This is a genomic window from Lutibacter flavus (genome assembly GCF_900188355.1).
Taxonomy (GTDB): Bacteria; Bacteroidota; Bacteroidia; order Flavobacteriales; family Flavobacteriaceae; genus Lutibacter; species Lutibacter flavus.
In genome coordinates this window covers 368380-393990 of sequence record NZ_FZNX01000001.1, presented here as the reverse complement: position 1 = coordinate 393990, position 25611 = coordinate 368380, and the positions used below count along the sequence as shown (strand labels likewise).

The 25611-nt window shown below is 29.4% G+C and carries 21 protein-coding genes and 1 pseudogene; 11 read left to right on the top strand and 11 right to left on the bottom strand.

The window, feature by feature from the left end:
* The first annotated feature begins 39 nt into the window (after window positions 1–39).
* Complete coding sequence (locus CHB63_RS01725) at window positions 40–918, top strand: lysophospholipid acyltransferase family protein (RefSeq protein ID WP_089376707.1); 879 nt, start codon at window positions 40–42, stop codon at window positions 916–918.
* 2 nt (window positions 919–920) lie between these two features.
* On the opposite strand, the gene glmM is transcribed toward CHB63_RS01725, so the two are convergent.
* The 7 genes and pseudogenes from glmM to CHB63_RS01690 form a co-directional block, all read right to left on the bottom strand.
* Window positions 921–2303, bottom strand: a complete 1383-nt coding sequence (glmM, locus tag CHB63_RS01720; RefSeq protein WP_089376706.1) for a phosphoglucosamine mutase — start codon at window positions 2301–2303, stop codon at window positions 921–923.
* 104 nt (window positions 2304–2407) lie between these two features.
* A pseudogene (gene rpsA / locus CHB63_RS01715) lies at window positions 2408–4193 on the bottom strand (30S ribosomal protein S1).
* A 372-nt stretch (window positions 4194–4565) separates the two neighbouring features.
* The gene (locus CHB63_RS01710; RefSeq protein ID WP_089376705.1) at window positions 4566–5318 is read right to left on the bottom strand and encodes a LytR/AlgR family response regulator transcription factor; all 753 of its coding nucleotides are present in this window, start codon (window positions 5316–5318) and stop codon (window positions 4566–4568) included.
* A 158-nt stretch (window positions 5319–5476) separates the two neighbouring features.
* Window positions 5477–5794 carry a 2TM domain-containing protein gene (locus CHB63_RS01705; RefSeq protein WP_176420212.1) on the bottom strand — a complete coding sequence of 106 codons (318 nt, stop codon included), beginning with the start codon at window positions 5792–5794 and terminating at the stop codon, window positions 5477–5479.
* Between the two features lie 4 nt (window positions 5795–5798).
* A complete protein-coding gene (locus tag CHB63_RS01700) occupies window positions 5799–6095 on the bottom strand; it encodes a 2TM domain-containing protein (RefSeq protein ID WP_089376703.1) in 297 nt (98 codons plus the stop codon).
* 45 nt (window positions 6096–6140) lie between these two features.
* Entirely contained in the window at window positions 6141–7484 is a 1344-nt protein-coding gene (locus CHB63_RS01695) for a 2TM domain-containing protein (protein ID WP_089376702.1), read from the bottom strand.
* Between the two features lie 30 nt (window positions 7485–7514).
* Window positions 7515–7946 carry a DUF2141 domain-containing protein gene (locus tag CHB63_RS01690; protein WP_089376701.1) on the bottom strand — a complete coding sequence of 144 codons (432 nt, stop codon included), beginning with the start codon at window positions 7944–7946 and terminating at the stop codon, window positions 7515–7517.
* A gap of 276 nt (window positions 7947–8222) precedes the next feature.
* Between CHB63_RS01690 and CHB63_RS01685 the strand changes: the two genes are divergently transcribed.
* The 6 genes from CHB63_RS01685 (at window position 8223) to lipA (ending at window position 14757) form a co-directional block, all read left to right on the top strand.
* Complete coding sequence (locus tag CHB63_RS01685) at window positions 8223–10331, top strand: elongation factor G (protein ID WP_089376700.1); 2109 nt, start codon at window positions 8223–8225, stop codon at window positions 10329–10331.
* A 437-nt stretch (window positions 10332–10768) separates the two neighbouring features.
* Window positions 10769–10954, top strand: a complete 186-nt coding sequence (locus CHB63_RS01680; protein ID WP_089376699.1) for a membrane or secreted protein — start codon at window positions 10769–10771, stop codon at window positions 10952–10954.
* Between the two features lie 3 nt (window positions 10955–10957).
* A complete protein-coding gene (locus CHB63_RS01675) occupies window positions 10958–12064 on the top strand; it encodes a glycosyltransferase (protein WP_089376698.1) in 1107 nt (368 codons plus the stop codon).
* On the top strand, window positions 12058–12624 hold the full coding sequence (locus tag CHB63_RS01670; RefSeq protein ID WP_245856730.1) for an RNA polymerase sigma factor: 567 nt from the start codon (window positions 12058–12060) through the stop codon (window positions 12622–12624). Before CHB63_RS01675 ends, CHB63_RS01670 begins: the two co-directional genes overlap by 7 nt.
* Window positions 12621–13850 carry an NRAMP family divalent metal transporter gene (locus tag CHB63_RS01665; protein WP_089376697.1) on the top strand — a complete coding sequence of 410 codons (1230 nt, stop codon included), beginning with the start codon at window positions 12621–12623 and terminating at the stop codon, window positions 13848–13850. The genes CHB63_RS01670 and CHB63_RS01665 overlap by 4 nt, the downstream gene beginning before the upstream one ends.
* 34 nt (window positions 13851–13884) lie before the next feature.
* Complete coding sequence (lipA, locus tag CHB63_RS01660) at window positions 13885–14757, top strand: lipoyl synthase (RefSeq protein ID WP_089377548.1); 873 nt, start codon at window positions 13885–13887, stop codon at window positions 14755–14757.
* A gap of 160 nt (window positions 14758–14917) precedes the next feature.
* Here the strand turns inward: lipA and CHB63_RS01655 are convergent, their stop codons facing one another.
* Window positions 14918–15640: a hypothetical protein gene (locus tag CHB63_RS01655; protein WP_089376696.1), complete on the bottom strand. Its 723-nt coding sequence runs from the start codon at window positions 15638–15640 to the stop codon at window positions 14918–14920.
* A 61-nt stretch (window positions 15641–15701) separates the two neighbouring features.
* Window positions 15702–16367 (bottom strand): uracil-DNA glycosylase, encoded by a 666-nt coding sequence (ung, locus tag CHB63_RS01650; RefSeq protein WP_089376695.1) that lies wholly within the window; start codon window positions 16365–16367, stop codon window positions 15702–15704.
* Between the two features lie 58 nt (window positions 16368–16425).
* On the opposite strand from ung, the gene CHB63_RS01645 reads away from it, so the two are divergent.
* The 3 genes from CHB63_RS01645 (at window position 16426) to CHB63_RS01635 (ending at window position 19900) form a co-directional block, all read left to right on the top strand.
* Window positions 16426–18633, top strand: coding sequence for an endonuclease MutS2 (locus tag CHB63_RS01645; RefSeq protein ID WP_089376694.1), 2208 nt, complete (start codon window positions 16426–16428; stop codon window positions 18631–18633).
* A gap of 86 nt (window positions 18634–18719) precedes the next feature.
* The gene (locus CHB63_RS01640) at window positions 18720–19595 is read left to right on the top strand and encodes an OmpA family protein (protein WP_089376693.1); all 876 of its coding nucleotides are present in this window, start codon (window positions 18720–18722) and stop codon (window positions 19593–19595) included.
* Window positions 19596–19606: 11 nt separating this feature from the next.
* Entirely contained in the window at window positions 19607–19900 is a 294-nt protein-coding gene (locus tag CHB63_RS01635; RefSeq protein ID WP_141107241.1) for a hypothetical protein, read from the top strand.
* Here CHB63_RS01635 and CHB63_RS01630 read toward each other — a convergent pair.
* Window positions 19874–20305, bottom strand: a complete 432-nt coding sequence (locus CHB63_RS01630; protein ID WP_176420210.1) for a YfiR/HmsC family protein — start codon at window positions 20303–20305, stop codon at window positions 19874–19876. The two genes, CHB63_RS01635 and CHB63_RS01630, sit on opposite strands and share 27 nt — an antisense overlap.
* A 337-nt stretch (window positions 20306–20642) precedes the next feature.
* Here CHB63_RS01630 and CHB63_RS01625 point away from each other — a divergent pair, with 337 nt between their 5' ends.
* A complete protein-coding gene (locus tag CHB63_RS01625) occupies window positions 20643–22271 on the top strand; it encodes a GH35 family beta-galactosidase (protein ID WP_089377547.1) in 1629 nt (542 codons plus the stop codon).
* Window positions 22272–22353: 82 nt separating this feature from the next.
* Here the strand turns inward: CHB63_RS01625 and CHB63_RS01620 are convergent, their stop codons facing one another.
* Window positions 22354–25581, bottom strand: coding sequence for a WD40/YVTN/BNR-like repeat-containing protein (locus CHB63_RS01620; RefSeq protein WP_089376690.1), 3228 nt, complete (start codon window positions 25579–25581; stop codon window positions 22354–22356).
* Window positions 25582–25611 lie beyond the last annotated feature (30 nt).

The window sequence follows — 25611 nt, the reverse complement described above, 5'->3', positions numbered from 1 at the left end:
AGATTCTAAAAATTAAATACGATATTTGCACTCATTATTATGAATCTATTAGTCTATATTCTTGTTTACCCATTAATTTGGTTATTATCAATACTGCCATTTCGTATCTTATATTTTATATCTGATTGCGTTTATTTATTGATTTATTATGTAATTGGATACAGAAAAAAAGTAGTTTTAAATAATTTGAAATTATCTTTTCCTGAAAAATCAAATGAAGAAATTGTCCAAATCAGTAAAAAATTTTATAGCCATTTTGTCGATGTTTTTATTGAAATGGTAAAATCATTTACAGTTTCAAAAGAGGAAGTTTATAAGCGTTACAAATTTACAAATATTGACTTTTTTACCGAACTTTTTAAAGATGGGAAAAGTATTATTTTAACAGGACCACATTATGCAAACTGGGAATGGATCATGAGTTTAGATTCTTTTGTAGATTATAAAGGTTATGCTGCTTATACAAAAATAAACAATCCTTATTTTAACAATAAAGTATTACAATCAAGAGCTAAATTTGGAACGCATTTAGTAGAAACTTCTAAAGTAATCTCTGAAATTCTAAAAAATAAGAAAAATAATATTCAAGCAATGTATGGTTTGTTAAGTGATCAATCACCACAATTAAAAAAGACTTATTATTGGAGCGAATTTTTGGGTGTAAAAGTTCCTATTCATACGGGTGCAGAAATGTTGGCTAAAAAATATGATATGAATATGGTTTATATTGAAACTAAAAAAGTAAAGCGAGGTTATTATGAAACTACTTTTAGTTTAATTACAAATGATGCAACTAAATATCCAGACTATAAACTAACCGATATCTTTTTAGAAAAAGTTCAAAAACAAATTAAAGCACAACCTGAGTTCTATTTTTGGACCCATAAACGCTTTAAACATAAAGATAAAGCTCAATAAGGTTAAATTATTTCTTTAATCTCATTTATAAATCGCACAGCCAAATCATCAGCTTTTTTTTGTGAAGTACTTTCTGTATATATTCTAATTATTGGTTCTGTATTGGATTTTCTCAAATGAATCCATTCTGTTTCAAAATTGATTTTAACACCATCTATAGTAATAACATCTTCATTTTTATATGTTGAAGCCATAGAAACTAAGATAGCATCAACATCTATTTCTTGAGTTAATTCAATTTTATTTTTACTCATAAAATAACTTGGATAGCTATCTCTTAACTCTTTACAAGATATTTTCAATTTTGCCAAATGCGATAAAAATAGCGCAACACCAACCAAAGAATCTCTACCATAATGAGATTCTGGATAGATAATACCACCATTTCCTTCTCCCCCAATTATTGCATTGGTCGCTTTCATTAATTCAACAACATTTACCTCACCTACTGCACTTGCTTGGTATTCTACCCCATGTTTTTCAGTTATATCTCTTAAAGCTCTTGATGATGATAAATTAGAAACTGTATTTCCTTTGGTTTTTCCTAATACATAATCAGCACAAGCAACTAAAGTATATTCTTCTCCAAACATAGAACCATCTTCATTAACAATTGCCAAACGATCAACATCTGGATCCACTACAATTCCAAAATCGGCTTTTTCTTTCACAACCAATTCAGAAATATCAGTTAAATGTTCTTTTAAGGGTTCTGGATTGTGTGGGAATTCACCATTTGGTTCACAATAAAGCTGAACACATTCCACTCCTAACTTTTCAAGTAACTCTGGTATCGCAATTCCTCCTGTTGAGTTTACAGCATCAACAACTACTTTAAATTTTGCCTTTTTAATAGCATCAATATCAACCAAGTTTAATTTTAAAACTTCTTTAATATGTTTACTTATATAACCTTGTTTCTTTCTATATCTACCTAAATCATCAACTTCCGCAAAAATATAGGCGTCATTTTCGGCAATTTTCAACACTTTTTCACCTTCAACAGCATTTAAAAATTCACCTTTATTATTTAGTAATTTTAAGGCATTCCATTGTTTAGGATTATGACTTGCTGTTATAATTATTCCACCATCAGCTTTATCTAAAGCAACCGCAACTTCAACTGTTGGTGTAGTAGACAAACCAATGTCATTTACGTTTATTCCTAACCCAACTAGTGTATTACAAACCAAACTACTTACCATTTTACCAGAAATGCGAGCATCTCTTCCAACAATAACAGTTAATTGCTCGTTTTTTGATTGTTCTTTTAGCCACATTCCATAGGCTGCGGCAAATTTTACGGTATCAATTGGTGTTAAATTGACTGCTACTTTACCTCCTATTGTTCCTCGTATTCCTGAAATTGATTTTATTAAAGACATATCTAAAATTAAGTGTTGCAAAGATAATTTATATTGATGTAAAAACGAAAAAAAAAGCTGTATCATATGATACAGCTTTTTATATTATAAAATATTAGAGAATCTTATTTCCCTTCCATTTTTTTCTTTAATGCAGCTAAATCGCCACCTAAATCTCCAAGAGTTGTTTTATCAGCAGATTCAGCTTTTTTCTGAGCTACTTTGATATTTTTCTCTTCTTGTGCTTTAAATATTGATGTGTGAGAAGCTACAACACGTCTAAATTCTTTGTTAAATTCAATAACTTTAAATTTATCTATCTCCTTTAGCTAATTTAGTTCCATCTTCCTTAGTTGTAAAACGACTTGGTACAAACGCCTCAACTCCATCTTGTAAAGATACAATAAGACCTTTATCACTTTTCTCTTTTACAGTTCCTTCGTGAATAGAATCAATAGCAAAAGTAGCTTCGTGAGCATCCCAAGGATTTTCAGTAGTTTGTTTGTGACCTAAGTTTAATTTACGTCCTTCAACATCTAATTCAATAACTTGAACTTCTAATTTATCTCCTACAGATACAAAATCTGATGGATGCTTAATTTTCTTAGTCCAAGAAAGATCAGAAATGTAAACCAATCCGTCAATTCCTTCTTCTAACTCAACAAAAACACCAAAGTTAGTGTAGTTACGTACAGTACCTGTATGTGTTGAACCAACTGGGTATTTTTCTGCAATGTTATTCCAAGGATCTGGATGTAATTGCTTAATACCTAATGACATTTTTCTTTCTTCTCTATCTAAAGTTAACACCTGAGCTTCAACCTCATCACCAACAGATACGAAATCTTGTGCAGAACGTAAATGTGTAGACCATGACATTTCAGAAACGTGAATTAATCCTTCAACTCCTTGTGCTACTTCAATAAATGCACCGTAATCAGCAAGTACAACTACTTTACCTTTTACTGTATCACCTACCTTAATAGTATCATCTAATGCTTCCCAAGGGTGCGCATTTAATTGTTTTAAACCTAATTGAATTCTTGTTTTCTCATCATCAAAATCAAGAATTACAACGTTTAATGTTTGATCTAATTCAACAACCTCACTTGGGTGATTGATTCTAGACCAAGATAAATCTGTAATGTGAACTAAACCGTCAACACCACCTAAATCAACAAATACACCGTAAGAAGTAATGTTTTTAACAACACCTTCTAATACTTGTCCTTTTTCTAATTTACCAATAATTTCTTTTTTCTGAATTTCAATATCAGCTTCAATAAGAGCTTTATGAGATACAACAACATTTTTAAATTCTTGGTTGATTTTCACAACTTTGAATTCCATTGTTTTCTCAACGTATTGATCGTAATCTCTAATTGGTTTCACATCAATTTGAGAACCTGGTAAGAATGCTTCAATTCCAAAAACATCTACAATCATACCTCCACGAGTTCTGCATTTAACGAAACCGTTAACTACTTCACCTGTTTCATGTGCATTATTTACACGATCCCAAGCTTTAATAACTCTTGCTTTTTTGTGTGATAATACTAATTGACCAGTGCTATCTTCTCTTTTGTCAACTAAAACTTCAACTACATCTCCAACTTTTAAACCTGGATTGTAACGAAATTCGTTTAATGAAATAACTCCTTCAGATTTAGAGTTAATATCAATAATTGCTTCACGGTCAGTTTTTCTTACAACTGTTCCATCAATTACTTCTCTTTCATTTACTAAACCTAAAGTACCCTCTAAAGCTGCTTCAAAAGCTTTAATGTTATCTTCATCAACTTCATCAATACCTTCTTCGTATTTATGCCAGTTAAAATTTTCTAAAAATTCTTCAGGACTAACTTTTACTTCTTCAACTTTAGTTTCTTCAACTGCTGCAGGAGCTTCCACTTCTTTTACAGTTTCTTCAACTTTAGCTTCTTTAACCGCAACTGGAGCTTCCACTTCTTTTACAGTTTCTTCAACTTTATCAGTTGCTTTTTCAGCGTCAGCTTTTGTAGTTTTTGCTTTTGCTGTTGTTTTTTTTACTTCAGTAGCATCTACTTGCTCTTCAGTTTTTTTTGATTCTTCAGACATATTTGCTGATGATTATTATTTGTATCTTATTGTTATTCAGATTTTTAAACGATAATAACGTTAAGAGATTATTTATATAAATTTTAAATCTATTCCTTTTTAAATCTGTTCTCGTAAAAAGGAGTGCAAATTTACTGAATTTATTTTATTATAACAAAAAGAAAATGAAGCTTTTATGAGTAAAATTTAATCTATCCAATTTTTAAAATCTTTTACCCGCTCTCTACTCACAATAATCTCTGATTCATTAAAAGAATGAAGTATTAATTTTAATCGGCTATTTGTATAAGAAATAATGTCTTTTATCGAATTTATATTTACAAAATATTTTCTACTAACTCTAAAGAAAATTTCGGGTGCTAACTTATCTTCTAATTGCTCTAAAGTTTCTTCTAATAAATAACTTCTATTATTTGTAGTATGAATATGAGTTCCTTTATTTTCACTATAAAAACACTCAATAGACTCTATTGAAATCATTTTTAAATGCTGACCAATTTTAACCGTAAACCGTTTTTTGTACTCTTTTTGAGTTGGAGTAATTAAGTTTTTAATTTGTTCAAAATTTAAACCAACATTTGAATTTGCAAGATGTAAAGTTTTAAATTGATTAATTGCATTTTCTAATTCATCTGAATCTATTGGTTTTAATAAATAATCAACACTGTTTAACTTAAAAGCTTTTAACGCATATTCATCATATGCTGTTGTAAAAATAATTGAACTTTCCACCTCTATCTCTTCAAAAATTTCAAAAGACAAACCATCAGATAGCTGAATATCTAAAAAAAGCAGATCTGGATGTTCATTATTATGAAACCAATTTATTGATTCTTCAACAGAGTGCAACATAGCTATAGGCTCAATATCAAATTCATTGAGCATTCTGCTTAATCTACGTGCAGCTGGTTTTTCATCTTCAATTATTACTACTTTCATACTTTGTTGTTAGTTGTTGGGTTTAGTCTTAGTTTTTTGTCTTAGTCTTTGCCTTAGTCTCAGTCTCAGTCTCAGTCTCAGTCTCAGTCTCAGTCTTAGTTTTTTATCTTAGTTTTAGCTTGTTGGTAATATCCACTCTTCACATTTAAACTCAAGGCCTACTCCCACAAATCCTTCTTTTTATCTTTATCCATCATTTCTTTTATTTTTCGCTCTTCCCAATTAGACCCTAATAAAAAGTTCATTCCAAAAACATTAAAAGCGTGAAAAACAATTCCTATTCCCCAAAATATAGCTGTATTATAGGTTTGCCATTGCCATAAATCTTCAAATCCGTCATTTGAAAATGCTCTTGTAATTATTAAAAATAAATTTACTAAAATATAAACCGTAAGGTGTACATAAAATCCTTTTATTGCTTTAACTTTCTTTTTTGCTCTAATATATTTTTGTTCTTCTAAATTTGAATTTTCCATGATATTAATATTTTTGATCATTATCTTTATCCATAATCTCCTTAATCTTTCTTTCCTCCCAGTCTTTTCCTAAAATAATGTTATGTCCAAAAACCCCAAAGGCGTGAAAAGCAATTCCTATTCCCCAACCAAACATTGGCCACCAAAACCAATAATATCCTGGAGACGTCATATAGTTAATGAAAAACAGGAAAGGAATTACCAAACAATACGCTAATAAGTTCGCATAAAAACCTTTTATTGCTTCCACTTTTTTCTTAGCTCTAATATATTTATCTTCTTCTGTATAATATTTTTTCATTTTGTGAATTTTTATAAATTAATTTTTCTCTTTTCTGCAAATCAATTATTCCCAATATTGTTTATTATCCTCATTCATATATTCTTTAATTTTTCGTTCCTCCCAATCTCTTCCTAAAAATGGATTGTAGGCAAAGGCTTTAAATGCCTGAAATATTAAACCAATTCCCCAGCCCATTATTGGAAACCAAAACCAATGGAATTGTGGCACGTATTTTAAATTAATATAAATTAAAAATGGAATTACAATACAATATGCAATTAGACTTGAATAAAATCCTTTTATTTCTTCAACGCGTTCAACTGCACGTATATACTTACTATTTTCTATATTTTCTGACGATTTCATAATTGTAGTTTTTTGTGTTAATAACGGTAATTTTACCGTGAATTTTTCTGCTTGTTTTTCAACAGATACTTTTTTTAAGGTAATTAAGTTATATCGGTCAATTATATTTTTCAATCCAACTCTTGTACCTTGTTCTATAGTTGTTTTTGGATTGTAATTATTTGTTATCACCAAATACCCATTTTCTTCTTTAATTGTAACTTTTAAAGGATTGCCTTCCGAAACCACATTGTGTTTAATTGTATTTTCCAACAATAATTGTAAAGACAATGGGATAATTTTAAGTTCTGGATTACTTGATTTCTCTGGAATTTCAAAAATAACAGCATTTTCAAAACGCATTTTTAATAATTCCATATACGCTTTTGCAAATTGCAATTCTTCATCTAAATCAATTAAATCCTTACTTTTTTGTTCTAAAACATATCTATAAACCTTTGATAATTTGGTTGTGAATTTTTCTGCTTGTTTAGGATTTTCACCAATAAGAGATGTTAAAACGTTTAAACTATTAAATAAAAAATGTGGATCTATTTGACTTTTTAAAGATTCAAATTTTGCTGTTTCCGTTTTGGCAACTATTTGCTGTTCTTTTACTTTATTTTCTGTTAATGCTTTGTAAAAAAATATAGCATGAAAAACCAAACTTGCAACTAGTGTTAAGGCAAGACTAAATAAATAATAGTTATAGGCATATTTATCATTTAAAAAAGATTCTAAAGGATTCCCTAAAATTATAACCAAAGTTATATACCTTAATACTACTAAACCAATCATTGATAAAACTATTGATCCTGCAGCGCCAATTATCAATCTTTTTTTAGAATGCTCTTTCCAAGAATATCTTTCGTTTAAATAGTAATAAAAATATCCGTTTATTGCTGACAATACAAAAGCATACATAAAATGAATACCAAAAGCCTTAATTAAGTCACTTACTGATGAATTAAAACCCCCTCCAAAAACGAGTTTTTCAATAACAAATATTACAATTGCAATAATTATTGATATTTTCAGCAGATATTTAAGGTCTTTTCTCATTTATTAAACGTTTTCTATTTTAACTGCAATTTAAAACTTAATTTCTAAAGATAAATCGTTTTTAGACACTACAAATTTTGAATCTTCAAATTGAGGTGGACCAAAATTCATAACATTATTTGATGCTCCATAATTCTCAATAGGCATTCCGTTTTCAGCAAAGTCCATTTTACCATTTTCATTGGCATCGTGATAACAAATTATTGCATAAGAACCTTCTAAAAGCCCCTTAAAAGTAACTGTACTAACTCCGTTTTTAATAGTTGATGAAATTGACTCTAATGATTCTTTTCTGAAATTTTCTTCATTAAAAAGTGCAAATTCAATTTCTCCCTTGTCATTTGTTGCATTTACAACAGACACTTTTACAGATTTGAATTCATTTTTTGTTGATTTACTAGATTCCTGTGCTACTATTATTGATGAAAAAAGCATTGCGATAGCTAAAATTAAATGTTGCATAATAAATTATTTTAAGTTAATATTATTTTTTTGATACTTCAAAAGTCTATGTATAAATGCAATTATAAAATTTAAACATCCTGAATTGTAGTTTTTTTATGATGAATTGTAATTTTCATCACAAGTATTGAAAATATCCTTAAAAATTTTGCTTCTACTCGACGGTACTTTCTGCAACTTTAAAAATTCCAAGTTGAATTAAAACCTAACATTCGTCATCTTTTTAAAACAAAAAGTTTGTAACTTTATAAAACTTTATACAAAAACAGGTACATTATGAAAATATATGATGATAAACACATTAAAAATGTTGCTTTTGTAGGTGCACATAAAAGTGGTAAAACTACCTTAGCAGAAACAATGCTCTTTGAAGCTGGCTTAGTCAAACGCCGTGGTAGCGTAGAAAACAAAAACACTGTTTCAGACTATCACGAAATTGAGCAAGAAAGAGAAACTTCCATTTTTGCCACTCCTCTACACACTGAATGGCGCAACTACAAAATAAACATTATCGACACACCTGGCTTAGACGATTTCATTGGAGAAATTGCATCTACTATGCGTGTAGCAGATTCTGTAGTTACCGTAGTTAATGCCCAACAAGGTGTTGAAGTTGGTACAGAAATCATTTGGAATTATGTGGATCGTTTTTCGCTTCCAACCTTATTTGTAATAAATCAAATCGACAGTCCAAATGCAGATTTTGATGAAAGTTTTAAAAGTATTGTAAATTTAGTAGGTAGCAATGCTGTTAAAATTCAATACCCACTAATTGTCGATGGAGCACAGTGTATTATTGATGTTCTTAAAATGAAAATGTACAAATTTGGTCCTGAGGGAGGAAAACCAGAAAAATTAAAAATTCCAGCCGACCAAATTGATATTGCCAATGAATTACACAATGAATTGGTTGAAAAAGCAGCTGAAAACGATGAAGATTTAATGGAACTTTATTTTGATAAAGGAACTTTAAACGAAGATGAAATGCGAGAAGGAATTAAAAAAGGAATGCTAAATCATGAGTTATTTCCAGTTTTTTGTATTTCTGCTTTAAATGATATGGGTTCGGGAAGATTAATGGGATTTATTGACAATGTAGCTCCTTCTGCAGCCGATTTAAAACCAGAACAAAGCGTTGAAGGTGATACTATTGAATGTAAAGTAGACGCTCCAACATCCTTATTTGTTTTCAAAACGGTATACGAACCAAACTTAGGTCAAATTAGTTTTTTCAAAGTAAAATCTGGTGAAATTAAACAAAATTACAAGTTAGAGAATTCTAGAAATGAAGAAGTTGAAATATTAAATCAACTTTTTATTATGGATGGAAAAAACCGTGAGCCTGTTGAAAAATTAAGTGCAGGTGATATAGGCGCCACCCTAAAATTAAAATATACTGAGACAAATGATACCCTTAGAACAAAAGGTTCCAACATTACAATAAAACCAATAAATTACCCAGAACCAAGAATAAGTAAGTGTATACAAGCAGTAGATAAAAATGATGAAGAAAAATTAAACGATGCACTTAGAAAAATCCACAGCCAGGATCCAACAATAATTGTAAAATATTCAACTGAACTTAAACAACAAATTTTATCTTGTCAAGGTGAATTGCATTTAGCAACTTTAGATTGGACACTTCAAAAAATTTATGGAATAAAAGCTGAATTTACACAACCTAGAATTACTTATAGAGAAACCATTCAACGTTCTGCTACAAGTAGTTACAAGCATAAAAAACAATCTGGAGGATCAGGTCAATTTGGAGAAGTACATATGAAAATTGAACCTTGGTATGATGGAATGTCTGATCCTGATGGGTTTAACATTCGAAAAAAAGAAATAGTAGATTTAGAATGGGGAGGTAAATTAGTATTTTATAACTGCATAGTTGGTGGTGTAATTGATGTTCGTTACTTACCATCAGTTTTAAAAGGAATATTAGAAGTTATGGAAGAAGGCCCATTAACTGGTTCATACGCTAGAGACATTAGAGTTATGTTATTTGATGGAAAAATGCACCCAGTAGATTCTAATGATATTTCATTTAAAATTGCAGCAGCACACGCTTTTAAAGCTGCTTTTTTAGAAGCCAAGCCTAAACTATTAGAACCTATTCATGAGTTAAATGTAAAAGTTCCTGAAGAATTAATGGGTAATGTAATGACCGATTTACAATCGAGAAGATCAATTATTTTAGGAATGGATAGTGATGGAAAATACCAAACCATAAAGGCCAAAGTTCCATTAGCAGAAATGTACAAGTACTCAACAACTTTGCGCTCTATTACACAAGGTAGAGGAAGTTTTAATACAAAATTTTCTAGTTTTGAATTAGTTCCTAATAATGTGCAACAGGAGTTAATTAAAAAAGAAAGTTAAACTTTTTTATAATAGAAAAATAAAGGCTCGTCATTTAAAATGACGAGCCTTTTTGTTAGTAGTAAACCGATCAATATTTTCAATTAATTCAATCAATTCTATAATTACAATGTTTAGCCGGTTTAGTTTCTAAAGTAATAACAAAGAAAATTCAAATATCAATCTTTTACAAAATTAACAAAATTTTAAGAAAAAAACAAGTCAAACTTATTAACAATTGGTTATTTACTTGTATTTACCACAAATAAAATCCCTATTTTTTGAATTTAATTTAATACTAAATATTAAACAAATTACAAATTAACTATAAAGAGATTTGCTTATATTTGCACCTTAGAATTTATGGTTTAAAAAACCATTGTTAAATGGGTTTAAATTATTAAATTTTTACTTATAAATACCAATTTACAGATTGAAACAAGAAATAAATTAAAAAAATGAAATTACTACTAATTACCCTTGTATTATTAGGTTTAGGTGTTGCCGGAATTGCAATAAAATTATGGGCTAAAAGAGACGGTAAATTTGCAGGTACTTGCGCTAGTCAAAACCCACATTTAAACAAAAACGGTGAACCTTGTGGCTTTTGTGGAAAAACTGCTGACGAATGTGAAAACAGGTAATAAATGCTTGAATATCTATTTATTGCATTTATAGCAATTTTCTGTATTCAATTTTTTTATTATATCCCTTTTTTTGGTACGTTTTCATTTTCAAAAATAAAACCAATTAAAAAGCTTTTTAACCAACCTATTTCGGTAATAATTTGTGCTAAGAATGAAGGTGAAAATCTTAAAACAAACCTACCCTATTTTCTAAAGCAAAACTATCCAAACTTCGAAATTGTTCTTATAAATGATTGTTCTTATGACAATACATTAGAAATTATGGAGCAATTCAAAAAAGACGCTCCAATTAATATTAAAATTGTTGATGTTGCTGCAAATGAACAATTTTGGGGAAGTAAAAAATATGCGCTCACACTTGGAATTAAAGCCGCGTCTAATGACTATTTAATTTTTTCTGATGCCGACTGCAAACCAGTTTCAAATAGTTGGATTCAGGAAATGGCTAATAATTTTAGCAATAAATCAATTATTTTAGGTTATGGCTCTTATCAAAAAATTAAAAATTCCTTTTTAAATAAAATCATTCGTTTTGAAACCTTGCTAACCGCAATTCAATATTTTTCTTACGCTAAAATTGGGATTCCTTATATGGGAGTCGGGCGAAATTTGGCATATACAAAATCAACTTTTTTTAATGTAAACGGGTTTGTAAATCATATGCATTTAAAATCTGGAGATGATGATTTATTTATTAATGAAGTTGCCACAAAAAATAATATCTCAACATGTTATACCGCAGTTAGCTTTACAGAATCCGTTGCAAAAACTTCTTTTAAAGAATGGATTCAACAAAAAAGAAGACACGTTTCTACTGCAACTCATTATAAATTGAAACATAAAATTTTATTAGGCTTATTTTATAGTTCTCAAATATTATTTTGGTTGTTTGCTATTACACTATTAAGTTTTCAATTTAATTGGAAAATTGTTGTTCTCTTAATTATTTTCAGACAATTATTTCTATACTTATCAATTGGCTTTTCCGCAAAAAAATTGAATGAAACCAACTTAATTCTATTAACTCCCTTTTATGAACTATTTTTGATATCAATTCAATTGTTTATCTTTATAAAAAATCTGATTTCAAAACCTACACATTGGTAAAGAAAAACATTGATATTGCCGAATTAATTGAAAAAGCACGAGAAAAGGACGAAAAAGCATTTAAAACGCTTTTAAATACTTATTGGAGTGATGTTTTCCGTTTTCAATTATCAAAGGCAGATAATGAAGATGAAGCTGAGGATATTACCATTAAAACTTTTTCAAAAGCATTTGATAAAATTCATTTGTACAACGATCGTTATAATTTTAAAACGTGGTTAATTTCAATTTCTAAAAACATATTTTTAGACCACCTTCGAAAACAACGTGCTGATATTGTATCAATTAACAAAAAAGAATCTGAAGCATATAAAATTTTTGATGAATCACCTTCTGCTGAAGATCAATTAATTATTGAGCAAAACTTAGCGCAGCTTTTAAACTATATTAAACAGCTGAAACCTCATTATCAGGAAATAATAAATCTTCGTTATTTTAGAGAAATGAGTTATAAAGAAATGGCTGAGACTTTAAATGAACCTATGAGTAATATAAAAGTAAAGCTTTTAAGAGCTAAAAATTTGCTTGCAGATATTATTAAAAAGTCTGATAACCATTGAATTCAAAAAAGCTTAACTGGTTAAAAAAACTAGGTCCAGGCTTACTTTTTGCTGGAGCTGCAATAGGTGTTTCTCATTTGGTACAATCAACCAGAGCTGGAGCCGATTTTGGTTTCGGATTAATTTGGGCATTGGTTTTAATTCACATCGTAAAATATCCATTTTTTCAATTTGGGCCGAGATATGCTACTGCAACAGGTGAAAGTTTATTAGACGGTTATAAAAAACTGGGAAAAGGTGTACTTTTTGCTTATTTTGCATTAAACCTTGCTACAATGTTTACTATACAGGCTGCGGTAACTATAGTAACTGCTGGTTTGGCTGCAAATTTATTTGGAATCACTACCAATCCTGTAATTTGGAGCATAATTATTACTGTTATTTGTCTTATTCTCTTAATTGTTGGGAAATACAAACTTCTTGATAATTTAATGAAAATTATTATTGTAACATTAACTTTAAGTACCATAATAGCATTAGTAATTGCCGCCCTTAAAACAAACACACCTCAAGATTTTACACAAATAATTCCTAAAGGAACCTTTGAAGTTGGTTTTTTAATTGCTTTTTTAGGATGGATGCCAGCTCCACTTGATGTGTCTATTTGGCAATCACTTTGGACTATTGAGAAACAAAAAAATATTTCAAATCAATTTAAAACAAAAGATGCTATTTTCGATTTTAATATTGGCTATGCAGGAACTTTAGTTTTAGGAATTTGTTTCGTTTCTTTAGGAGCATTAATTATGTTTAATTCTGGCGAAAACTTTAGTGGAAGTGCTGTACATTTTTCACAACAACTGATTACTCTTTACACAAAAAACTTAGGGCCTGAAATGTACATTTTTATTGCTGCTGCAGCTTTCACAACTATGTTTAGCACAACAATTACAACATTAGATGCATCTCCCAGAGCAATGACCAAAACATTTGATTTACTTACTGATAAATCTTATAAAAATATGTACTGGTTTTGGATTGGTTTTCTTGCCATTGGAACCATTTTAATTTTGTCATTTTTCATGTCTGAAATGGGAGTCTTAATAAAAATAGCTACCATATTATCCTTTTTAACTGCTCCATTTTTTGCAATAATTAATTATATCTTAATATCAGGAAAACATACTCCAAAAAAATGGAGACCTTCATTACAACTAAAATTATTAAGTTGGTTTGGAATTCTATTTTTAATTGGATTTAGTATTTGGTTCCTTACTAGTTTATAATTTCTTTGTACTTTTGCATTCAATTTTATTAAAAATGGCGCAAGAAACTATCTCATCTCCTAACAAACCTCAAAAACCAAAGTGGTTACGTGTTAAACTTCCTGTTGGGAAAAAATATACTGAATTAAGAGGTGTTGTAGAAAAATACAAACTAAATACTATTTGTACTAGTGGAAGTTGTCCAAATATGGGTGAATGCTGGACTGAAGGTACAGCCACTTTTATGATATTGGGTAATATTTGCACGCGTTCTTGTGGTTTTTGTGGTGTAAAAACTGGTAGACCGGAAACTGTTGACTGGGAAGAACCAGAGAAAGTAGCAAGATCTATTAAATTAATGAGTATTAAACACGCTGTAATTACATCTGTAGATAGAGATGATATTAAAGATGGCGGTTCAATAATTTGGGCAGAAACTATTAATGCAATTAGAAGAGCAAATCCAAACACAACTTTAGAAACTTTAATTCCAGATTTTCAAGGAAATAAAACAAATATAGATAGAATTTTAGCGGTTGCACCCGAAGTAGTTTCTCATAATTTAGAAACTGTAAGAAGGTTAACTCGTGAAGTTAGAATACAAGCTAAATACGATCGCAGTCTTGAAGTTTTAAAATATATGAAAGATCAAGGTCAGCGTAGAACTAAATCTGGTATTATGCTTGGTTTAGGTGAGACAGCAAAAGAAGTTGTTGAAACAATGCAAGATTTAGCAAATGCTAAAGTTGATATTTTAACGATTGGACAATATTTACAGCCAAGTAAAAAACACTTACCTGTTAAAGAATTTATTACACCTGAACAATTTGATAAGTATAAAGAAATTGGCTTAAAAATGGGCTTTAAATATGTTGAAAGCGGTGCTCTAGTGCGGTCATCATATAAAGCACAACGTCATTTAGTTTAAATAATATAATCTAACTTTATTTTTTGGCACGACAATTGCTAATAATATTATGAAGCAAAGAAATGGTTAGCTTTGTTTTCATTATAAGTTTAGAGTTAGTTAATAAAAAAAGCACCTATAAGGTGCTTTTTTAATTTATAAAGTTTAATTAGGGATATTGTTATTTTATCAATTCTCCTTCTTCTAAAAGAATATCATAAATATAACCATATCCAAAGTCTTTGTCTAAAGTAATTGTTCCTTTAAAAGTAACCGTATCCCCTACTTTTATCAATTCTGAAGTAGTAACAGTTAAACTTTTCTTGTTTTCAAACTGCGTTCCATCAACAATGTGAACCCAATTTTTATCCAAAATACCATTATTCACTTTCACAACTTTACCTTTAACAGTAATCGACTTTTTTGCAAAAGATTCTTTTTTCGAAAATAAATTTTCTAAAGCCGTTCCACCTTTAGGTTGGGCAATCTTTACAACTACCTCGTTTGGTTTTTCTGTATTTGAGTGAACATGTGGATCTGAAACTTCTTTCTTTTCAATTTCCTCAGTATCTCTAATTCCATCAGCAAATATTATAAATTCAAAAGTTTTATTTAAATGCTCACTTTCAAAATCTTTCATTAACATTCCACCATCATAATAGTACGTTTCACCAATTTTAACGTCGGTATTTGGAATTGCCATCCAATATTCTTTTTCTCCTTCAGCTACATTTAAATAAGCATAATTTCCACCATCATTCATTTCATTTACAACTATTTTATGAGTAGTTTTTTTTGAGGTTTCCTGAACTGAATCTATCTTGGAATAATTACCTTTATCTTTACAACTTAGCAATACCAAAGCACTAATAATAATTACAATATATCTCATTTTGTTTTTCATTTTATCCGGGTTAATTTACAGTAAAAGTAACATATATTACATTTATAATATATGATATTAATCACCATTCTATTTGCTGTAAATTATTGATTTTTAAGAAGTTATTTGTTTTTGTAAAATGTTTATTACCAAACCAATAACCTCTATTGGCACTTAGTGGAGATGGGTGTCCTGTTTCTAAAACGAAATGCTTTGCTTTATTTATTTTTATTCCTTTCTTTTTTGCAAAGCCACCCCATAGTAAAAACACAATATTTTCCTTTTTATTCGAAATTTTTGTAATTACAGCATCTGTAAATTGTTCCCAACCTTTCTTTTGATGAGAACCTGCATTGTGCGCTTTAACAGTTAGCGTTGCATTTAATAAAAGTACACCTTGTTTAGCCCAACGTTCCAAATTTCCACTTGTTGGATACGAAATATTTAAATCCGTTTCAATTTCTTTAAAAATATTTTTTAAAGAAGGTGGATGTGGAATTCCTTCATTTACCGAAAAGCACAATCCGTGCGCTTGTCCAACTCCATGGTAAGGATCCTGACCAATTATTACGACCTTTAAATCCTCCAAAGCGCATAAATTAAATGCTTCAAATATTTGATTCTCTGGCGGAAAGCAGGAATTCACATTATATTCTTCTGTTACAAAATTAGTAAGTTGCTCAAAATAAGGCTTTTCAAACTCTTCTTGAAGTAAGCTCTTCCAATTATCATCAATTTCAACTTTCATTATTGCTATTCACGTTAAATTTATACTTTTGTCTTACTTTTCAAAAGTAACACTTTTTATGAGTAACATTTCAGAAAAAACATTAATTGATCTAGAATTTTTTACCATTTTACAATCGGTAAGTGAACTTTGTATTTCTGATTTAGGAAAAAATAGTGCCTTAGAAATTAGACCTTTTAACAAGATCCAAAAATTACTTCCTGAGTTAAATCAAGTGAACGAATACCTTTCTTCATTTGTAAATGATAATAGAATTCCAAATCATTATTTTGATGATATTCAAAAAGAGATTCACTTATTAAATATTGAAAATAGTTATTTAGAACCCGCTTCTTTTTTAAAAATATTAAACAATTCTAACACTGTTTATGAGTTATTAAAATTTTTAAAAAAATTAAAAACTATTTATCCTGTTTTATTTAGTTTTTCAGAAGATATTGAATATCAGAAATCTATAACCGAGAATATCAATACTATAATAAGTCCATTTGGTGAAGTAAATGAAAATGCATCTGTACTTTTAAAAGAAATACGAAGAGAAATTAACTCGATTCGTTCTAAAATTGGCTCAAGCTTTACCAAAGCATTAAATCAATATAGTGGTGCAGGTTATTTAGATAATATAAGAGAGTCGGTTGTTGATAATCAGCGAGTTTTAGCGGTATTAGCAATGCATAGGAGAAAAGTAAAAGGGAGTTTGCTTGGAAGCTCTAAAACTGGAAGCATCGTTTTTATTGCTCCAGAAGCAACTTTACAACACAGTAGAGAATTACAAAATTTAGCATACGAAGAACATCAGGAAATTGTTAGAATTTTAAAAGAATTAACAAATGTTATAAGACCATATGTCTCTAATTTAATTGAATATCAAAACTATTTAATAAAACTTGATGTTATAGGAGCAAAAGCTAAATACTCCAAAAAGATTAATGCTTGTTTACCAAAAATCACATCAGAAAAAAAGATCTATTTTAGAGATGCTTACCACCCAATTCTCTTGTTAAATAATAATGCAAAAAAATTAAAGACTATACCGCAAACATTAGAATTAAATAAAAAACAGCAAATTATTGTTATTTCCGGTCCAAATGCAGGTGGTAAAAGTATTACTTTAAAAACAATAGGTTTATTGCAAACAATGTTACAGGCCGGATTATTAATTCCAGCTCATGAGCGTTCTTCAACTTATTTTTTCGATAAAATATTAACTGATATTGGAGATAACCAATCTATTGAAAATCAATTAAGTACTTACAGTTATCGTTTAAAAAATATGCGTAGTTTTTTAAGAAGATGTAATGAAAATACGCTGTTTTTAATAGATGAATTTGGTACCGGAAGTGATCCTGAATTAGGTGGAGCTTTAGCTGAAATATTTCTAGAGGAATTTTACAATAAAAAAGCTTTTGGAATAATTACAACTCATTATGCAAATTTAAAAGTTTTGGCCAGCGAATTAGAAAATGTTGCCAATGCAAATATGCAGTTTAATGAAAAAACATTGGAACCATTATTTCATTTATTTATTGGACAAGCCGGGAGTTCATTTACATTTGAAGTTGCACAAAAAAACGGAATTCCTTTTAGTTTAATAAATAAAGCTAAAAAAAGAGTTGAAGGTGAAAAAGTAAGATTGGATAAAACTATTTCTAACCTTCAAAAAGAGCGTAATAAGTTACAGAGAACTTCTAAAGACTTGCAAAAAGAAAAAAACATTGCAGCTGAAAAATCTGATTCATTAACAGTAAAGCAAGATAAAATTCAAGAGAAACTAGAGAGTTTTCAGGCATTGTATGATAGCAATCAAAAAATGCTGGCATATGGTAGAAAAATTAATGAATTGGTAAATAAATACCTTCAAACTAATAATAAAAAAGAACTTAATTTAGAGTTCAATAATTGGATTTCTTTAGAAAAAACAAAATTTCTTAAAAAGAACCCACCAAAGCCTAAAACTAAAGCTCAAAAAAAACAAGTTAAGGTAGAAAAGAAAAAAGTTGAAGAAAAGCTAGTTTCAATTGAAAAAGAAGTTTTGGTAGAAGTAACTAAAGTAAGAGAGAATCTTAAAACAGAAGCCAAAAAAATTGCTAAACAAAAAGCTGATTACACCTTTAAAATTAACGACAAGGTTAGAATAATTGATAGCAATGCTTGTGGAACAATTGATAAAATTGAAAAGAACAATGCTTTTATTAATTATGGCTTTTTTACTACAAAAACCAGTTTGAATAAACTAGAATTGGTAGAATCTGCAAAATTGAAATAATTTTTCATTAATCTATTCATATTAAATAGTATAGATTTGTAATAAACATTAAAATATATTAAATTTAGCCTGCTAACTATATATTCATGCTAAATTATTTAAAGGCTTTTCTCTTTTTTTTCATTTGGGTGATTATTGCATTAACTTCTCACTATTTAATAACACATAAAAATTTTAAAAACATCAATTTTTATGGAACAGGACCTTCTAATATAATTGAAACTAAAAGCCAACCTGCTCTAAATAATTTAAATGTAATTAGTAACAATGAAACCATTTTTAGGTTTTCTAAAGGGTTTCGTATTGTTGAAAATTCTGAAAAAATCTCAAGTATAGACAGCATCCCTTTTTTGATAGATTCTCTATCCATATTTTTAATTAATAATTACGATAAACAATTAGAAATTATTGGAAAATATTCAAGCTCTGAAAATTCTAATTTAGGTTTTTTACGTGCAAATTCACTTAAAAATCAGTTAATTAATAAAGGTATCTCTCAAAAATCTATAAAAATTTCAAAAAATAATAAACCTTTTGTTTTTGATAAAAATGGAACATTTTCCAATGGAATTGAATTAAGTTTTATTCCATTAAATACTATTCTAATAGATAGTATTGTGAATGCTATTTCAAATAAAAGATTGTATGTTACTGTTGAAAACGATCTATTAATCGAGAATACCGAGTTAATTGAATACACCAAATTACTAAAGCAGTTTTCAGAAAAAAATCCATCAAAGACAGTTGATATTACAGGCCATACAAATAATAAGGGTTATTTTGAAAATAATTTAATTTTAGGCAAAAACAAAGCCAATAAATTAAAAGAATATTTTATAAAAAATGGGATTTCTAAAATTCAGATAAACACCTTTACAAGAGGTGAAGCTGAGCCAATAGCCAATAAATATACTAAAGAAGGGAAATTACTTAATAATAGAATTGAAATAAGAATTAATTAAAAATACTAAAAATGATTTTATCAATATTTTCTGACCAAACAATCGCACATTCCATAGAAATATTTTGCTGGATGTTAGGCGCATTTTTAATTGGCTTATTTTTTGGACGGAAAATATTACAAAAGAAAACAGAAAACATTTTAGATTTTAATGAAAAAGATTTTGATGAACTGAATTTAAAAGATGATATTACACAAATTAGAGCAACTAAAACTTTTGAACGTGGTGGAAGAGAAATGATAAAAACAAATATTTTTCTATTAAAACTCATAGCTAGTTCAATTAAAAATTTTTGCAATTCTTAAAATATCAGAGGAGAACGATTGCCCCTCTTCATCTAAAGAAGTTAAATTAACAAATATCTTTGGCTTGTTATTCTGAATTCCAAATCCTAAGGAAATTTTTCCTTCTTCAACATATTGAGAAATTCCAGTAACCGAAAGTATTTTTTGTGATTTACATATAATTGCTAAATCAGCAAGTCCTGGCATAAAATAAACAAGATCATAACCTGAGATAGTCTCGTCCAACTCAATTGATCTAATTGCCTTAATTTCCATTACCCCTTTTAATTCTTTAAAAAACTTATCTTTAGTATTCAAAGAATTATTATCATACACAATTAGCATTTTAATTTTTACTTTTTCTGAAAGTTCTGAATTGAATTTTAAAACTTTAGGCAATAGCGCTGCTTGTATATTTTCAGGCACAGGTATATTTTGACCGTAACAATAAGATACTGAATTAAATATGATGAACAGAAAGAAAAAACTCCTACTCAAAAAGGGCGAAAATGGGACGAATTTTAAATTAATCATTTAATAAAAAACTTTTCGCAATTAAATTTTATATAAATTTAAATAAATGTATAAAAAACACTTTAAATTATTATGACTTTTATCACATATATCAATAATAGATCGGTTTTTTACTATTCTAATAAAGAATCACTTAATCTATCTAAAAAAATGAGTTACTTTTAACTATTTATTTTGAAAACTGTGATATAAATCCTAAAATATGCTCACAAAAATAACAACAATTAAAATGAACAAAATTTATAAAATAGTATTTTTTTCAATTGCCCTTTTTACATACCAAATTAGTTTTTGCCAAAATCAAATCCCTCATTTATTAAAACAAGGTAAAACAACTCAATTAATTGTGGGGAATCAACCATTTTTAATTTTGGGCGGAGAATTAGGGAATTCATCCGCAACAAGCAAGGAATATATGAATTCTGTTTGGCCAAAAATAAAAGGAATGCATTTAAATACTGTACTAATTCCCATTTATTGGGAACTTTTGGAGCCTGAAGAAAACAATTTCGATTTTGCTCTTGTTGACCAATTAATACTGGAAGCAAGAAAAAATAATATGAAAATTGTTTTTTTATGGTTCGCTTCCTGGAAAAATAGTATGTCAAGTCATGCACCTGATTGGGTTAAATTAAATCAAGATAGATTTCCAAGAATTAAAGATGATAAAGGTTTAAGTCATGAAATTTTAACTCCTTTTAGTGATTCTAATTTACAAGCAGATTTAATTGCATTTGAAAAACTCATGCAACATATTAAATTAATTGACAGTCAGGAAAATACGGTTATTATGATGCAGGTTGAAAATGAAATTGGAATGTTACCAACTGCAAGAGATTATCATCCTTTAGCAAAGGAATCTTTTAAAAAAGAAGTGCCGAAAGACTTAATAAATTACTTACAACAACATAAAAATAAACTAGTTCCTGAGTTTTTTGAAATATGGAAAACAAATGGTTTTAAAACAAAAGGAAATTGGGAATCTGTTTTTGGAAAAGGCAAACATACAGATGAGCTTTTTATGGCTTGGTATTATTCAAAATTTACAAATAAAATAATTGAAGCTGGTAAAAATATGTATCCGCTCCCAATGTTTGTAAATGCTGCACTTAACAGGCCTGGAAAAGAACCAGGTGAATATCCAAGCGCAGGACCTCTGCCCCATTTAATGGATCTTTGGAAAGCTGCGGGACCAACAATTGATTTTTTAGCACCAGATTTTTACAATCCAAGATTTAAGCATTGGAATGATTTATATGTGCGTCAAGGAGATCCTCTTTTTATTCCTGAACATAAATTTGATAAAACAGTGGCTGCAAAATCTTTGTATGCAATTGGTCATTATGAAGCCTTAGGATTCTCTCCTTTTTCAATTGAATCAACTAATAAACCTGAAGATGAACCATTGGGGAAAGTATATAATTTATTAACTCAAATAACCCCTATTATCTCCGAATACCAAGGAAAAGATAAAATTGAAGGCGTGCTTTTTGATAAAGAAAATCAAGAAATTGTAAAAGAATTTGGGAACTATGAATTCACTTTTAAACACGATCTAACCTTAGGCTGGAATCCATCTGCTAAAGATGATGATTGGCCAATGACGGGGGCAATAATTATTCACACAGAAAATGATGAGTTTTATTTTGTTGGCACAGGAGTTGTTATCACTGTAAAACCAATAGGTTCAACTACTAATAAAGCTGGAATTTTAAAAGCTGATGAAGGTATTTTTGAAAATAATAAATGGAAAACCATTCGTCATTTAAATGGTGATCAAACGCATCAGGGAAGACATATTCGTATACCCTTTGGAGAATATTCAATTCAAAAATTTAAACTATATACGTATAAATAAAAACTTAAAAGAGGTTGTTTAAAAACGAAATATATTCACTTTTTAAATAACCTCTTTCTTATTACAATTTTATTTCACAATTCTATTCTTCATAAAAACGTCTTCTAGTAGGCGGATTATTAAATAATACACCACCATTTTTTTCGAACTCTTTTTCTAAATTAGGAAGTTTTTCATTAAACAAATTATTTAATTTAGGTGCTTCATTTTTATATGCTGAATTTGCAATATTAAATTGCTCTTTTTGAGCTCCTGTAATATCAACTTGTGCAGAATATGTTGTATACAAGGCGTATCTTAACCTACTTGCAACCGTGTTTTTTGCTCCAAAACCACCAATAATAACCTTTGCAACTCCATCAACTTCTTTTTGTAAAGCATCAATTTTGGTAACTAATACATCAGCCTCAACTGGCATATTTCCAAGAATATTCTTCATGTTTTTAAGTCGAGTATTCATATCATCAATTTTACCTCTAGATGCAGTAACTAGCACATTTAAGTCATTTACTTGTTTTAAGAAATTAAAGTTATCCACATAATTGGCAGTCCCTAAAGCATTTGGCAAAGAAGTAACATTAAACGTTTGAGGCTCCACTAACCTTGTAGAAATGCCTTTAATGTTTTTATCAATTGCAACTTTATAAACTCCTGGAGGAACTTTTGTACCTCGATTCACTAAATAAGATAAATCCCAGTGAGTTGTATTATATCCCTTTTTTAATGGTTCACTTATTTTTCTCATAATATTTCCAGAAGTATCGTAAACCGTAAAAATTAAATTTGGTTTTGATTCTTCTTTTTCAGCTCTTAATTCCTCTTCCGTTGGATAAAAATATGTTGAAGTTTTTTCACTTTCTTTTTGAGCCTTAATTCTTTTGTCTTTTAAAGATTCGAAACCATTTTTTATATAATATTCAAATTTTACAGAAGGATCTGGATTTGGAGTTCTAAAATGAACATCGCCCTGATAATTTAAATTACTTGAAGGAAAATACAATAAGGCATCACTAATTTCAAATAAATGTGCCTCTTTTTTAGTAATTTCTTCACTTAATTTTCTTAATGACGAATAATTGTCTAACACATAAAATCCACGTCCAAAAGTAGCAACTACCAAATCGTTTTCACGTTTTTGGATTGTAATGTCCTTTACTTGAATTGGTGGAATTCCTTTTTTAAGCTGCACCCATTTTCCACCGCCATCTATACTTGTCCAAACACCCCATTCTGTACCAATAAATAACAAATTAGGGTTTTCAAAATCTTCCTGAATACAATAAACAGTTCCTTTAGGTAAATTTGAAGCTATGGAAGTCCAGGTTTTACCCTTATCAGTACTTTTTATCAAATAAGGTGTAAAATCACTACTATTTTTTCTTCCATCAAAACAAGCATACACCGTACTTTCACTATGTTGAGAAGGCAATACATAATTAACAAAAGTCATATTTGGCACTCCTTTAAAAGACTCATATCTGTTCCAATTTTCTCCGTCATCCTCAGTCATCCAAATTAAACCGTCATCAGTTCCTGCATACAATAAACCTTGTTTTAATGGAGATTCAGCCAAAGCAAAAATATTTCCAAACTTAGAAGTAGACATATTTTTTGCAACTGCTTCAGGCGGCCACATTTTTCCCATCATTGGTAAAGAATTCTGGTCTATTCCACGAGTTAAATCTTTACTTACTTTTTTCCAAGTTCCACCCATATCAGTGCTTTTCAACACATAATTTCCTCCAATATAAAGTGTTTTTGGGTTAAATGAACTTATGAAATAAGGTGTATTCCAGTTCCAATTATATTCTTCATCAATTGTTGGTTGTGGTTTAATTGAAATACTATTTCCCGTAGTTCTATCATATCTTCTAATTCCACAATACTGAGATTCACAATAATGAATATCTGGATTACTTGGATCTGGAATTGATAAATAACCATCACCTCCAATTGTATACGTCCAATCAGCATTTACTAATGATCTTCTATTTGTTTGTGATGGTCCAAACCACGAACCGTTATCCTGTGCACCACCATATACATTATAAAATGGGAAATCGTTATCTGTTCTTACATGGTAATATTGTGTAATTGGAAGGTTATTTTTAAACTGCCAGGTTTTTGCGCGATCGTAACTTTCATATAAACCGCCATCACAACCTACCAAATAATGATTTGTATCAGCTGGATCAATCCAGATTACATGGTTATCAACGTGCTTATTTTCACCTTCAATATTTTTCCAAGTTGCTCCACCATCTTCAGAAAGTGCATTACGAGTATCCATTAATATTACCAAATTAGGATTTATTGGGTCTGCATATACTTCATTATAATATTGGGGACTACCAGAGACTTTATCGCTTCGTTTTTCCCAACTTTCACCCATATCGCTAGAACGATAAAAACCACCTTTATTTCCAGGTAATTCAATAACAGCATAAATAATATCAGGATTTGCTGGTGATAAAGCCAAACCAATTCTACCAACGTCTCCTTTAGGAAGACCTTTTGTTTGTTTTTTCCAAGTTGCTCCAGCATCAACTGATTTATAAATAGCAGATTCTGGACCACCATCAATTTTTGAATACACCCTTCGCTCTCTTTGATGAGAAGCAGCATATAAAATATCCGGGTTTCTTGGATCCATTTCCATATCTGAAACACCTGTGTATTCACCTATTTCTAAAATACAATTCCAAGTTTTACCTCCATCAATAGTTTTATACAATCCTCTTTCTCCTCCTGGCCCCCAAGCTTGTCCTTGAGAAGCAACATATACTACATTGCTATTTCTAGGATCAATCATAATTTTACCAATTTGAGAACTCGTTTTCAACCCCATATTGGTAAAAGATTTTCCGCCATCTGTTGTTTTATAAACACCATCACCGTATGCTAAATTACGTTGAGAGTTATTCTCTCCTGTACCAACCCAAACAACATTAGAATTATTTAGATCCATTGCCAAACAACCAATTGAAAAAACATTTTGATTATCAAAAATTGGTTTAAATGTTGTACCGTGATTTTCTGTTTTCCATAACCCCCCTGAGGCAACACCCACATAATACTCTGAAGTATTCTCAGGATTTACAGCTAAATCTGAAATACGACCAGAATATGCAGCCGGACCAATACTTCTAAAGCTAAACATATTTAACATTTTATCGTTTAGCTCAAATTGTTTAGTGTTTTTATCTGATTTCTTTTTTTTACTTTGTGCAATTGTTTGTTGAGAAGTTACCATAAAAAATATGGCAAGGAAGGATGCCAGTATCCAACCATTTTTTTTCATTTTATGCATTGTATAATTATTAAGTTAGTGAATTATAAA